The sequence below is a fragment of the Streptomyces sp. UW30 genome, assembly GCF_008042075.1.
GTDB lineage: Bacteria > Actinomycetota > Actinomycetes > Streptomycetales > Streptomycetaceae > Streptomyces.
Genome location: NZ_RDBN01000037.1, coordinates 124,376 through 137,464, shown reverse-complemented (window position 1 = coordinate 137,464; position 13,089 = coordinate 124,376). Strand labels below are relative to the sequence as shown.

Annotated in this window: 7 protein-coding genes, 1 other RNA gene and 2 pseudogenes; 1 reads left to right on the top strand and 9 read right to left on the bottom strand. The window is 69.9% G+C overall.

Features of this window, described 5'->3' with window-relative positions; translation table 11 throughout:
* Positions 1–12 precede the first annotated feature (12 nt).
* The 4 genes from EAO75_RS19215 to EAO75_RS19200 all read right to left on the bottom strand — a co-directional run bounded on the left by EAO75_RS19215 (position 13) and on the right by EAO75_RS19200 (position 8,283).
* Positions 13–879 carry a fatty acid desaturase gene (locus tag EAO75_RS19215; protein WP_222723973.1) on the bottom strand — a complete coding sequence of 289 codons (867 nt, stop codon included), beginning with the start codon at positions 877–879 and terminating at the stop codon, positions 13–15.
* Between the two features lie 416 nt (positions 880–1,295).
* The gene (locus EAO75_RS19210; RefSeq protein WP_147996308.1) at positions 1,296–2,432 is read right to left on the bottom strand and encodes an aminotransferase class I/II-fold pyridoxal phosphate-dependent enzyme; all 1,137 of its coding nucleotides are present in this window, start codon (positions 2,430–2,432) and stop codon (positions 1,296–1,298) included.
* Between the two features lie 213 nt (positions 2,433–2,645).
* Entirely contained in the window at positions 2,646–3,371 is a 726-nt protein-coding gene (locus tag EAO75_RS19205) for a thioesterase II family protein (RefSeq protein WP_147996307.1), read from the bottom strand.
* Positions 3,372–3,546: 175 nt separating this feature from the next.
* Positions 3,547–8,283 carry a non-ribosomal peptide synthetase gene (locus EAO75_RS19200; RefSeq protein ID WP_187284513.1) on the bottom strand — a complete coding sequence of 1,579 codons (4,737 nt, stop codon included), beginning with the start codon at positions 8,281–8,283 and terminating at the stop codon, positions 3,547–3,549.
* Between the two features lie 1,410 nt (positions 8,284–9,693).
* On the opposite strand from EAO75_RS19200, the gene EAO75_RS19195 reads away from it, so the two are divergent.
* Entirely contained in the window at positions 9,694–10,305 is a 612-nt protein-coding gene (locus EAO75_RS19195; RefSeq protein WP_147996305.1) for a GNAT family N-acetyltransferase, read from the top strand.
* A gap of 275 nt (positions 10,306–10,580) precedes the next feature.
* On the opposite strand, the gene rnpB is transcribed toward EAO75_RS19195, so the two are convergent.
* From rnpB to EAO75_RS19170, 5 genes and pseudogenes are all read right to left on the bottom strand, one after another.
* An RNA gene (rnpB, locus tag EAO75_RS19190) (RNase P RNA component class A) lies at positions 10,581–10,985 on the bottom strand.
* A gap of 50 nt (positions 10,986–11,035) precedes the next feature.
* Positions 11,036–11,143, bottom strand: a pseudogene (locus EAO75_RS47490) (GNAT family N-acetyltransferase); the annotation flags it as partial.
* A gap of 74 nt (positions 11,144–11,217) precedes the next feature.
* Positions 11,218–11,370: pseudogene (locus EAO75_RS19180) on the bottom strand (ABC transporter ATP-binding protein); the annotation flags it as partial.
* Positions 11,331–12,191 (bottom strand): DMT family transporter, encoded by an 861-nt coding sequence (locus tag EAO75_RS19175; RefSeq protein ID WP_147996304.1) that lies wholly within the window; start codon positions 12,189–12,191, stop codon positions 11,331–11,333. The gene EAO75_RS19175 and the pseudogene EAO75_RS19180, both read right to left, overlap by 40 nt.
* 19 nt (positions 12,192–12,210) lie before the next feature.
* On the bottom strand, positions 12,211–13,035 hold the full coding sequence (locus EAO75_RS19170; RefSeq protein WP_261989360.1) for a helix-turn-helix domain-containing protein: 825 nt from the start codon (positions 13,033–13,035) through the stop codon (positions 12,211–12,213).
* Positions 13,036–13,089 lie beyond the last annotated feature (54 nt).

The window sequence follows — 13,089 nt, the reverse complement described above, 5'->3', positions numbered from 1 at the left end:
TCGCCCTGCGAGTCAGGCGACGGACTGTGCCGGGAGCGGCCGGCCAGGTCCTGTCGGCGGCAGGGACCGGTAGATCTGAACCATCCCGCCGAGCACTCCGCTCAGGCGTGGCAGTGACGCGTACTCCGGGTCCCGCGCCAAGATCGCGTCGACCTCGCGCAAGCGCCACATCGGCGTCCTGGGGAACAGATGGTGCGCCAGATGAAAACCCTCGCCGTCGATCTCGCCGAACAGGAAGCGGGTCACGAAACCGTACTCCCGGTTCCAGGACATGTAGAGGTCGATACGCGGCGCGTTCTCGATGAGCGGGAAGTGCTCCATCAACTCGGCGACCGCGCCGATCCAGACCTGCGTCGTCGCCAGGGGCACGAACCAGAGCAGGATCAGCCACAGCCACCAGCCGGCGATCACCGACCAGGCCAGCACGGCCACGAGCAGGGCGATGCGCACCACACGCTCGGCGGGTGCCTCGCTCTTGGAGTAGATCCGGTGCCTGAGCAGATAGAGGATGTACGCGGCGGTGTTGCGTGGGCCCACCACCTTGCGAAGGTAGCGGTTCAGTGCCCGGCGCCCCAGGTTGTCGCCGCACAGGCCGTTGTCCTTGTACTGCCGGTAGTCGGGATCGCGGTCCGGGTCGCCCAGGCTGCCATGGTGTTCACCAAGGTGCGAAGCCCGGTACGCGGTGAAGCTCTGCAGCACCGGGTAGCCGCCGAAGAGGGAGCCGACGACGCTCTCGACGCGGTGCTGAGCCATGAAAGCGCGATGCGTGGACATATGCAGCACACCCGCCAGCGCGCGCTGACGTCCGCCGATGAAGAAGGCGGCGGCGAGATATACCGGGATCGAGGCCCACAGCGGCCAGTTGCCGAACGTGAACACCGCCGAAGCGGACCAGAATGCTATCCAGAACCAGTGCCGAACGAGCTCGAGCGGTCCGTGCCAGTTGTCGAGGCGAGATGCCTGACGAACACTCTCCAGTATTTCCGGCGCGAACCGATGCCGAGTTCCTCGGCCCCCCGTTATGGAGCCAGTGACGTCTTGCGACATATAAGCAAACGTATATAGCGCAGGTCGTGGAGTCAACGGCTCCTGACGATCTCGCAGCCAGGGGCCCGGTGCGGCTTATCGGCTTGACTCTCACGCGTAAATATCGCCCAGCAGAGGCTTTTTGGCGCGGTCCGGTCCGCCCCTGTCACCGAGCCTGGCGGAGCGGAACGGTGGAATTGTTCATTCCGGACGAGGCCGATGCCACGAACTGGCCATAGCAGAAAGGTCTTCGCCGAGCTCGCGCCCTGTTACGACCCCGTGGGCACAGCACTGGAGGCGAGGTAGTCGTCGACCCGCTCCAGCGCGGTAGGCAGCGAGCTACGGCCCAGACCCAGCCGCAGCCGGTTGTCGGTCATGTCGAAGATGGTGCCCGGCAGGAACAGGACGCTCTTCTCACGCGCGAGGTCCGCGACGAACTCGTCGARCGGTACCGGCAGGCGCAGCCGCGGGAACGCCATGGGACCGGCTGTGGGCGCGGCCCATTCGAAGGCGTCGCTGTGCTCGGTGAAGAAGGACTCACCGATCGACAGGTTCGAAAGGATGATCTGGCGGCTGCGCTCGATCAGTTGAGGCCCGGCGCGCAGGGCGATGAGCGCCAGGATCTCGGCCGGTGCGGCGGCGCACACGGTGGTGTAGTCCTTGAGGACGCGGGCGGCATCGGTGATCCTCTTGTTGCGGGTGGCCAGCCACCCGACGCGCAGTCCGGCCAAGCCGTAGGACTTGGACATGACGCCGATGCTCACCGCCTGCTCGTCCACGTCGCACGCCGCGGGAAGCAGCGCATCGGGGTCGTGCTCGAGACCGCGGTACACCTCGTCCGACACGACGGTGATTCCCGCCTCCCGGGCGAGCGCGAGCAGTTGCTCGAATTCATGACGGGTCGGCAGCGCGCCGGTCGGATTGTGCGGGAAGTTGACGAACAGGGCGCGGGTGTTGGGTCGCAAAGCCTGACGAACGACGTCGAGGTCCAGTCTCCAGCCGTTGTCCGCGTCGAGTTCGATCGGCGTGATCGTCGCGCCAAGGGTCGGCGCTATGCGGAACAGCGATTCGAAGGCGGGCCAGACGACCAGCGCGTGATCGCCCGGCTTCAACAGGACGTTCGCGAGCAGGAAGATCGCCTCTACGGCACCGCCGCCGCAGACGGTGATCTCCCCGGCCTTCATGCGTGCGTACTGCTCCGTGATCGCTTCACGCAGCAACGGGTGTCCGAGCGTGTCCGTATAACCGAGCTCGAGCCCTTCCCAGAGCGCCGTCGTCTCGGGGTCGGCGAGCTGCAGCAGTTCGCGCATCGACAGCCCGTCGACGTCCGAGGCGCACGCGACGTGCTCCACCCGGGCGTCCCACTCACCGAAGAACTGCTCGACCTTGCAGCGCTCAGGAATCAACGCACACCATCCGCTTCCACCGCTATCCCCCGCCTGGAGACGTCACCCTGACAGACCGTCAACCGCGGACGGAGTCGTCAGAGATCAGATCCGCCCGCGGCGGCGACACTACCGTTCGAATTGTCCGGGCGCCACGCCGAGCGGATCGCCCGCAGTCCGTTCTGGAGTTGCTGGAGCATCGTGAGGCTGTGCCGACAGCCGCCTCGGTCGGCGTCACGTCAAGTCGGCCTGCCCGGTCACCACTTGAGAATCCGCCGCCAGCCGGACCAGCGCCGCCCCGTGCTCGCCGACGTACATATGACCGCCGGGAAACTCGACCGTCGTGAAGTCCGCGGTCGTCCAGGACCGCCAAGCGTTGATGTCGCGGGCGGACACGATCTCGTCCTCGGCGCCGCGCACCGCCGTGATGGGGATGTCGAGCGGCGTCTTGTCGTCCAGCCGGTACTCCTCGTCCATCCGCACGTCGGCGCGCAGGGTCGGCATCAGCAGCTCGCGCATTTCCGGGTCGTCCATCGCCGGGGCGCGGTACCCGACGCTGCGTTCGAGTTCGGTCAGGAAGCGCTCGTCGTCGACGATGCCCGTCAGCAGCCGTTCGCGGAGCTGGTCGGGCGCACGGCTGCCGCTGACGATGAGCCGGGTCACCGCGACGCCCGCCGAGCGCAGGCGGCGGGTGAGCTCGAAGCAGACCAGCGCGCCGAGACAGTGCCCGAACAGCGCCACCGGGCGGTCGCCGATCAGCGGCCGCAGCTCCTGGGAGATGTCCGCCACCGCGGCGTGGATGTCGGTGTGGGGTTCGTCGAAGAGCTTCTGCTCCCTTCCCGGCAGCAGCACGGGATGCGGCTCGATGCCCCGAACGTCGTAACCGCTCCACTTCTTGAAGACCGCAGGCCCGGCCCCCGCGTGCGGAACACACAGCAGCAATGTCGATATGTCATCCATGTCATGCCTCTCCAGCCAGTACGGATTGTGGTACCGCCGCGCACATCTCGGAGACGGCGGGCACACCGAGAACGCCCAGACAGGACACGCCGATGAGGACCACCGCGGCGCCGAGCGCCGCGGTGGTGCCGAAGATCGCCGCCGGCGGGCCGGCCACAGTGTCCGTCGGCGTATCTCAGCGTCCTGATATCAGCTCCGGAACGGTGGGCCCGGCCGGGTCGCGCCGGGTGTCGATCACGCTCTTGTGCGGGTCGCCCGCACGCACCACGCCCAGCAGGTTGTCCGCCGCGACACCGGGATCGGACGGAAGCGACGGCCGGCGGTACAGGACGGACAGCTGCCCCAGCGTCAGGCCGCTCATCGTCTCCAGCCTGCGCCTCAGCTCGTGGTCCCGATCCCGGTCCACGGCCGCCGAGCCGTCGGCCAGCAGCCGCCGGATGTCCGCGGCCCGGTCCGCCAAGTCCGGCTGCTCGGCCGCGAGATACTCCGCCAGGCCGGCGGCCTCGTCCACGAACGGCGCGTACGTCATGCAGACGAGCTGTTCCTCGGTCAGCGCGTACGCTTCCTCGGCGTAGCGGGTCATCGCGGTGCGCATGGTCGCCACGCCGTCCGGGCCGGCGTAGCGCTGCCGGATCATCTCGATCAGGCGCTCCGGGAAATCCTTTTCCCGCATCAGCCCGATGGCGAAGTCCACGTACTCGGACAACCCCTCGGAGTACGACCTGCCGTACCGGTGCTCGCTTTTCAGACCCCGCAGATGCGCCATCAGCCCGGGGTTGCCGCAGTCCGACTCGCTGAAGCTGAAGGCGATGTCGTCGAACACGAAGCCCAGATATTCCGTCAGGAACTCCCAGTGGCTGCCGCTTGCGTAGTTCGCTTCCTGATAGATCGAGAAGAACGTCAGACTCTTCTTCATGTCGTGCGGGATGCCCTGCAGGACGGTGTCCGATCCGCTCGCGCCGTGGATGTCGGTGAAGTACTCCCGGGCGATGCCGTCGAAGAGTTCGAGCACGCGGTTGAATCCCTGCCGCGAGGACCCCTTCGCGCCTATCTTGAAGGCCCGCGCCACCTTGTTGATCCAGTTCAGATAGGCCCGCTGCTCCTCCGGCGAGTCGCCCGTGACGATGACGTCGACGCCGTCCTGGTAGGCCCCCGCGATCGCGAAGGCCCGCACCATGTTCAGGTTGCAGGCGTTGCAGAAGGTGGGACGCCCGTCGCCGGCCGCGCGGTGGCCGGACATGAGGATGTCGGCGCGGTTCCGCTCGACCAGATCGGCGGGCAGCGGAAGGTCCGCGCGGAAGGGCGACACCGTGTCCCCGTCCACGCACAGCAGCTCGCAGTCCGGGTCGTCGTACAGCCGCAGCGCCCGGTAGACGCGGTCGATGTTGTCCATCACGGCGCTGGGCATCCCGGTGTGCCGGTTGCTCATGACACGCATCCGGAACGTCTGGCCGTAGATCCTCAGCGTGACCAGCTGCATCAGCCGGGCGAAGGCCAGAGCGAAGCTGCTGTCCTTTCCGCCTCCGTAGGCGACCAGGACCGTCCGCCCCGCCACTCCGCCGGTCGCGGCCAGGTGTGTGCGAAGGCGCGCGGCCGCGGCGACCGCGGCGTCGACCTCCTCCGTGGACAGCGCGTCGCGCAGCTCCTCGTAAGGATCGACGGCGACCGGCGGGACCGGTTCCGTCGCCTGGGCGGATGGCGCCGGGTCCACCGCCCCCGGACGACCGCTCCCGTTCCCGTCCGCGGTCCCGCTCCCCCGCCCGGAGCGCTCCAGGAAGTCGGCCAGCAGCGCGACCGTCGGGAATCGGAAGAGATCGGCCAGCCGCACGTCGACGCGAGGCTGCTCCTGCTGAAGCCCGGACCGCACCGCCAGCAGCCGCAGAGAATTGCCGCCGAGCGCGAAGAAGTCGTCCTCGACGCCCACCCGGTCGATCCGCAGCACCCGCTCCCACACCGCCGCGATCCGTTCCTCCAAGGGGGTGCGCGGCGTGACGAAGACGGGCCCCTTGGCCGGACGGGTCGTCGGCGGATCGGGCAGCCGCGACCGGTCGACCTTGCCGGCCCGCGTCGTCGGGAAGGCGTCGACGGGCACGAACACCTCCGGCACCATGTACGCAGGCAGCCTGCTGCCCAGCCACTCGCGGAGCTCCGCGGTGCCGGCCCCGTCGCCGTCCTCGGCGCGGACATAGGCCACCAGCCGCGCACCGCCGGCCTCGTCCGGACGCGTCACGACAACGGCCTGTCCGACGCGCGCGTGGGCGCGCAGCGCCTCCTCGATCTCGCCGAGCTCGATGCGGTACCCCCGCACCTTCACCTGGTCGTCCGCCCGGCCGGCGAATTCCAGCACACCGTCGTGACGCCAGCGGACGAGATCTCCGGTGTCGTACATCCGGCTGCCGGGCGGCCCGAACGGGTTGGGGACGAAGCGCTCGGCCGTCAGCCCCGGACGCCCGGCGTAGCCGCGCGCGACCCCCGCCCCGGCGACGTACAGCACCCCGGTGACGCCCACCGGCACCGGCTCCAGCCAGCTGTCCAGCACGTACACCTGAAGGTTGGCCAGCGGCCGGCCGATGACCGGCGCGTCACCCGGGCCGAGTTCGGCCAGCGTCGTCCAGACGGTGCTCTCGGTCGGGCCGTAGGCGTCGACGACCCGGCACTGGCGGGTCCACGGCTCGACCAGTTCCGCGGTGAACGCCTCGCCTCCGACGACCAGCGTGCGCAGGTCGGGCAGGGCGCCGGGCGACGGGGTCAGCGTCGACACGGCCGCCGGCGGCAGCGTGACCGACGTGATCCGCGACGCGCGCAGCCGCTCCTGCAACGCCGGGCCCAGCCGCTCGTCCTCGGCTGCGATCTGCAGGAACGCCCCGGCGGTCCAGGTGAAGAACATGTCGGAGACCGACACGTCGAAGCTGAACGAGGCGAACTGCAGCACCCGGTCCTCGGCCGTGATGCCGAAGTCGTGCCGCTGCGCGGCGGCGAGGTTCGTCAGGGACCGGTGATCGATCACCACGCCCTTCGGCCGCCCCGTCGAGCCTGACGTGTAGATGATGTAGGCCGCGTCGTCCCCGGTCGCGTCCGACGGCGGCCGTCCCCGGCCGTCCCCGGCCCGCGTGACGGCGTCGGCGTCCTCTCCGTCGAGGACGACCACCGACGTCCCGGAGGGCAGGCGGCCCGCCAGGGACGCCTGTGTGACGACGACGCGCGCCTGAGAGTCCTCGGTCATGAACGCCAGGCGGCTCGCCGGATACGCGGGGTCGAGCGGCACGTAGGCACCGCCGGCCTTGAGGACCGCGAGCACCGCGACCGCCGTGGCAGGCGACCGCTCCAGGCAGAGGCCGACCACCGTGCCCGGACCGACACCCCGGTCCCGCAGGTACCAGCCCAGGGAGTCCGACCGCCGCTCAAGCTCGCCGTACGTCATCTGCTCGTCGCGCCAGCCGACGGCCGGCCGGTCCGGGTGGCGGCCCGCCACCTCCGACACCAGGTCCTGGACGAGACGGTCCGGCACCTCGGCCGCGGTCGCGTTCCAGGATTCCAGCACCTCGGTCCGCTCCGGGCCGGTCACGAGCGGCACCCGGTTCACCGGCAGGGTGAGATCCGCGGCGGCCAGACCTGCCAGCAGGGCGGCGAAGTCCGCCGTCCACCGGCCGATCGTCGCGCTGCTGAACAGGTCGGTCCGGTAGTCGAAGCGGATCGCGAGGCCGCCGTCGTCGTCGGGAGTGAGCCGAACGGCGAGGTCGGCCCCGGCGGTGCTGCCGGTGGGCAGGGGCACCGGAAGGACGTCCGCGCCCGGGACAGCGAGTGTCCGGTCGACGGCCGGCGGATCCGCGAAGGAGAACGCCGCCTGGACTACGGGGTCGTAACTGAGTTCCCGGTCCAGCGACAGCGCGGACACGATCGCCCCGAACGGGATCTCGCCGTGGAAACGAGCGTCGGCTATCGCCTCGCGCACCCGGGTCAGCACATCGCCGAACGGGACGTCGCCGGAGAGGTCCGCCCGGATCGGCAGCATGTCGGTGAACGGCCCGATCGCGTCATGTGCCCCGCCGGTCCGGCCGGCGTGGTTCTCGATACCGACAATGATGTCGCCGACCCCTGACAGCCGGGCCAGGAAGACGTGGAACGCGGCGAGCGCGGCGGTGGACAGGTCCGTGTCCCGCGCCCGCGCCCGCTCCGCGAGACCGTCGACGACGCTCGCCGGCACGCCGGCAGATGCCGTGGCGCAGATCGCCGTGCGCACCTGGGGACGCGGGAAGTCGGTCGGGACGGGGAGAAGCCGACGAGCCTCGGCCAAGGTCGTCACCCAGTAGTCTTCTGCTTCCCGATACGCGCCGCCGCACAGCTTCGCGTACTGACGCCCGGCGTGATCGGCGAACGGCGACGCTTCCGGCGGGCTGGTCTGCGCCGGCCGCTCCGCGGGCGCGGACGTCGCGTCCCGGTACGCCGCGGACACCTCACGCAGGAGCAGCCCGAAGGACACGTCGTCGACGATCAGACGGTGGACGCAGACGAGCACCACCCGTTCGTCGTCGGGCAGTTCGGCGATGACGCACCGGAGCAGCGGGGGCCGGGCGAGATCGAACGGTCGCCGCGCCGACTCACGCAGCACGTCCTCCAGGTCCCGGCGGTCGCCGACGGTCACGACCGCCACGTCCGCTTCGACCTCGGCGGCCGGCCGGACCACCTGCTGGTGCTCGCCGTCGATCACCGGGAACGCGGTCCGCAGGACCGGGTGCCGTCGGACCGTGTCCTGGACGGCCGTCCGGAACCTCGCCGGATCGAAGGGGCCGCGAAGCTCGAAGGCCCGCACCGCGTGGAAGGCGCCGGCCTCGGGGTCCATCCGGTCGAGCACGAGAACCCGGTCCTGTGCGGCGGTAAGGGGAATCGTCAGGTTGGAATGCGGAGCAGACAAGAGCCGGTGTTCCTTCCCAGGCTGTATCAGGGTGCTGTCAGTCACGGTGTTCGGCCGGAGTCCGTGGCTCTCCGGATGCCTGCGGCGGCGTCCGGATCCGGATCCGGATCGTTGAGCGCATCCACCCGAACCGGGAGGTTGGTGGGATCCCGCAGCTCCGCGTGCTCGGTCACCAGTTCGCTGACCAGCGGATCATCAGGAGATGGAAATGCCCGTAGATGAAGGACACTTCAAAGGGGTCGGCGCCGACCGGAGCCCGTAGCGCGGCGCAGGGGAAGTGCCGGTACGGAAGCAGTCCGTTCTCCGCGTCGAGAGCGCGACGGGCCGGCGCCCGCCGGCTGTGCCCGCCCGTCGCGCGGCGCACCGGCAGGTGGTTCAGGAAGAACTCGAGCGTGCGGCCCGCCCGTTCGCGCTCGGGACGGCCGCTGACGGTCAGCCTGATGACCGGATCGTCCCGGTCGAAGACCGCGGTGTCGGTCTCCGGTACCCGGGTCTTGACCCGGACATAGGAGAGCTCGGTGATGAGCAGCGACTCGCTCCAGCGCCTCGCGCCGCCGCCGGTCGAGCGGCAGTCGGACGGTCCGCCGGACGGCCGCCAGGTATGCGTCTGTGGTGCGGTCCGGGCAGGTGCTGGTGTCTTCCATCGGACTGGTCCCCCTCGTCGCGGCCCTGGCTGGCATGCCTCGTGCCGTCGTCGAAGTAAGAAGACTATCTGATCAGGGTGTTGATGTCGTGGATCAGAGCGAGGAGCTGTCCCCGGTCCTGGACCACGGCGCCGCCCGAGGAGTGGGCGTCCTGGATCGGTCCCGGCCGCGTCCGGCGCGAGCTGGTTGATCAGCCCGGCGCGTTTTCAGACACCATCCGCTTTCCGAACGCGATCCTTCGGTTCGACTTGGCTGGGCATGAACTCCGTCCCGCGGCGAGAGAGATGGGCGCGGTTCGTCCCTTCGTCTCGCTTGTGTGTGGGGGGGCTGGCGGAACGCCTGGTGGACCGAGGGTGGGAACTCCAGACGCGGCCGGGGGTGTCCATTCCGCTCGGGACGCCGGCCGACTGAAGGCATGGGGCCAACGCCCGGCCGGGCGGCCGCTCATGACCAAAGGCGTGCACCCGCCGGTGCTCCACGCAAGCGAACGCGACAGACCGCGACAACAGGGCCTCTGGCACTGCTCGGTTGGGATCGCAACCCCGAGCTGCCAAGAGGCCCTGCTGCTATGCCTGCGAGTTCAGGATCTCTCGTGACGGGGGGTGCCGGAGTCACCCTCGACCCGCTGGAGGCCCACTGGCTGGACGGACGAGGACCAAACCCGGCGCAGACGGTCCCGACCGGCTCGACGACCCTGCCCGAAAGAGCCTCTGCCTGCGGACACTTACGTGTCAGGGTCAGGCTTAAGATACGCTCGGCCGGGCCGATGACCGGACATGTCGTTCCACTGGCCCGCCGAGAAGACACTTCGCGGGAGGCGAAATTGAGTACGCCGCTGCCCACCCCCTCGTTGCAGACCGCTCGCCTTCGACTGCGTGCCTTCGAAGACGCGGACACGAACGACATCTTCGCGCTGCAGAGCAAGGCCCACGTGTTGCGCTACTGGGACAGTCCACCGTGGACCGAACGCGAGCGTGCCGAGAAGTTCATCGCCCGTTGCCGGGAGATGGAGAAGGAGGGCACCGGGGCGCGGCTCGCCGTGGATCGTGTCGCCGACGGGGCGTTCATCGGCTGGTGCACCCTGGACTCGTGGAATCCGGACTTCCGCAGCGCCTCGCTGGGCTACTGCTTCGACGATGCGGCGTGGGGACACGGCTACGCGACCGAGACCGCGCGCGCATTGCTGCGGTGGGCGTTCGACACGTTGGACCTGAATCGCGTCCAGGCCGAGACCGATACGCGCAACGTGGGATCTGCCCGCGTGCTGGAGAAGCTCGGCTTCCTGCGGGAAGGGACCTTGCGAGAGGACTGCGTCGTCAACGGCGATGTCTCCGACTCGTGGATCTACGGGCTGCTCAGGCGGGAGTGGCGGCCGTAGTACGAGCCGTGCGTGTCGGCGAAAATCTCGCGCCCTTCTCATTCTTGGGCGCGGCGTCGTACTCGGCCACGATCCGCAGCTTGCACTCGGGGCCGAAGGAGCGGCGCGCACCTCGCCGTGAGTCCGGACTCGACAGTCAGCCCGGCCTACCGTTCACGACAGCCTGCACCGAATAGGCCGCGGGGACCGGCAGGAGCGCCGATGCCCAGGCCGCGCCGGAAAGGGCCTCCGTCGCAGATCAGAGGCCCTTTCCGAAGCAAAGCCGCAAGTAGCGGCAGACGAGTCGGGCTGTACGCCGGGTTCTGTTCTCCGGGGTCCTCGCGGACCTCGGAGCGACGGCCATCCATCTAGGGCCGACGTTGCCGTCGGCCTCGTGCGGTCTACCCGCGGACTCGGGCGGGCAGCCCTCGAACGTCCGCGCAGAGCGCGTTTTACGGCGCTCCTCTTGACCTTGCTCCGGGTGGGGTTTACCTAGCTGCCCAGGTCGCCCTGGGCACTGGTGGTCTCTTACACCACCGTTTCACCCTTACCCAGCGCCGAAGCGCTGGGCGGTTTGCTTTCTGTGGCACTGTCCCGCGGGTCACCCCGGGTGGCCGTTAGCCATCACCCTGCCCTGTGGAGCCCGGACGTTCCTCGGGAAGCCCCCTAAGGGGACTCCACGCGGCCGTCCGCCCGGCTCGTCTGCCGTGTCGACCATGGTACCGGGCGAGCGCCCTTCCTTGGCCCGCCGCCCGTCTCCCCACGCCGCATCGTCGAAGCAGTAGCCCAGCGAGGCGCTGCGGAAGTCCGGATTCCACGAGTCCAGGGTGCACCAGCCGATGAACGCCCCGTCGGCGACACACCTGCGCGGCGTCCTTCTCCTCCGCCATCCCGATCGGGCCCTGCATCCGGCCGTTCAGGAACTGCCGTACGACCGGTTCGTTGCTGGTCAGCAGCTACCTGCGCGGCGTCCTTCTCCTCCGCCATCCCGATCGGGCCCTGCATCCGGCCGTTCAGGAACTGCCGTACGACCGGTTCGTTGCTGGTCAGCAGCTCCTCGCGCGGCCCGAACACCACCAGCTCGCGAGGATCAGGGCGAAGGCCACCGCGATGCCTGCCGTGAGGGGCTCGTCCAGGAAGACGGCGCCCGCCGCGACCGCGACCGCCGGATTGACGTACGTGAACACCGTCGCCCGCGTCGGGCCCACCTCCTTGATCAGCTCCAGGAACGCCACGAAGGCGACCGCCGTGCAGATCGCGCCCAGGGCGGCCAGGGCCGTCAGTGCCTCGGTCGACGGCATCGCGGCGGGCCGGGTCAGCGCCGCCGCGGGGGCGTAGACCAGGGCCGCGAGCGTCAGGCAGGCAGCGGTAAGGTGGAGGGACGGGACGTCCTTGAGGTGCCTCGCCGCGATCAGGGGCGCCGTCGCGTAGCCCAGTACCGTCAGCAGCACCTCGGTCAGGGAGCGGGCGTCGCCGCCCGTCAGGTGCGGGATCGTCAGGGTCGCCACGCCCGCCAGGCCCAGGGTGAGGCCGGTCAGGCGCCGGACGCCCAGGTGCTCGGTGCTGCCGAGGAAGCGGGCCAGGGCCACGCCGACGATCGGTACGCCCGCGATGAGCAGGCCCGCCGTGGAGCTGGACAGGTGGCGTTCCGCGTCCGTCAGGGTCCACCACGGGCCGATGATCTCTATGCACGCGAAGGCCAGCATCGGCCGCCAGTGCCGTCGTACCGTCCCGGGCAGGCCTCCCTGGCGGAGTGCGAACGGGAGCAGGAGGGCGGCGCCGAGGGCACACCGCGCGAACACCACCATCGAGGGGGAGACCTCGTCCACCGCCACTTTGATCATCAGGTACGGGATGCCCCAGACGACGCTCATCAGGGCGAACAGGAACCAGCCGCGTGCAGTCATGCGGCGAGTTTCGGTCGCGTCACGCTCCGGTGTCTTGAACGCTGTTGCGGTACGCCGCCGGGGTGACGCCCAGTACCCGTCGGAACCAGCGGGTGAGGTGCGCCTGGTCCGCGAAGCCGACCAGGCCCGCGACCTCCGCCGGGCGCAGGCCCGTCTCCAGCAGGCCGCGCGCCCTGCTCACCCGGTACTGGGCCAGCCAGGCGTACGGCGGTACCCCCATCGTCGTACGGAACGCACGCAGGAGCTGATAGCGGGAGAGGCCGAGGTCGGTGGCCAGGGACGCGAGGGAGGGTGGGGCCGTGAGCTCGTCGGCCAGGCGGTCGCGGACCGCCCTCGCTATGTGATCGGCGCCCGCGACCGTGTCGCTCGCCGCCCTGGCCGTGGAGTGCCGGCGGGTCAGGGCTGTCATGAGCCACGGGATGCGGGACTCGGCCTCCAACGGGTCGGGGCAGGCGGCCAGTTCGGCGTGGGTGAGACTCAGGGCCGTGGCCAGGTCCGGGTCGTCGAGGAGGGGGTCGCGGAAGTGCGGGGCGGCGGTGCCGAGGGTGCCGTCGGTCAGCAGGGACGTGTTCGCGTACAGGGCTCGGTAGGCGTAGCCGCCGGTCTCGGCCGGGCCGCCGGTGTGCATCTCGCCCGGTGCCAGTACGACGAGGGAGCCGGGGGTGGGGCGGATGCGGCCGCCCCGGTAGTCGATGATCTCGCTGCCCCCGACGCACACGCCGATCGTGAACTCGTCATGGGCGTGGGGGGCGTAGACGTGCCGGTCGAAGCGGGCGGTGAGCAGATCGAGCGGCGGGCCGTCCCGGCCCAGCCTCGCCCTGGTCCACAGCGCCTGTTCGCCCACGTCGCACCCCCTGCCTGGTGGTGGGGTAACACCTGGAGACCCGGTTTCATGCCG

Coding starts and splice junctions, on each gene's coding strand:
- EAO75_RS19205 (WP_147996307.1), bottom strand. CDS start 3,371: ATGGATGACATATCGACATTGCTGCTGTGTGTTCCGCACGCGGGGGCC.
- EAO75_RS19195 (WP_147996305.1), top strand. CDS start 9,694: ATGACCGGACATGTCGTTCCACTGGCCCGCCGAGAAGACACTTCGCGG.
- EAO75_RS19175 (WP_147996304.1), bottom strand. CDS start 12,191: ATGACTGCACGCGGCTGGTTCCTGTTCGCCCTGATGAGCGTCGTCTGG.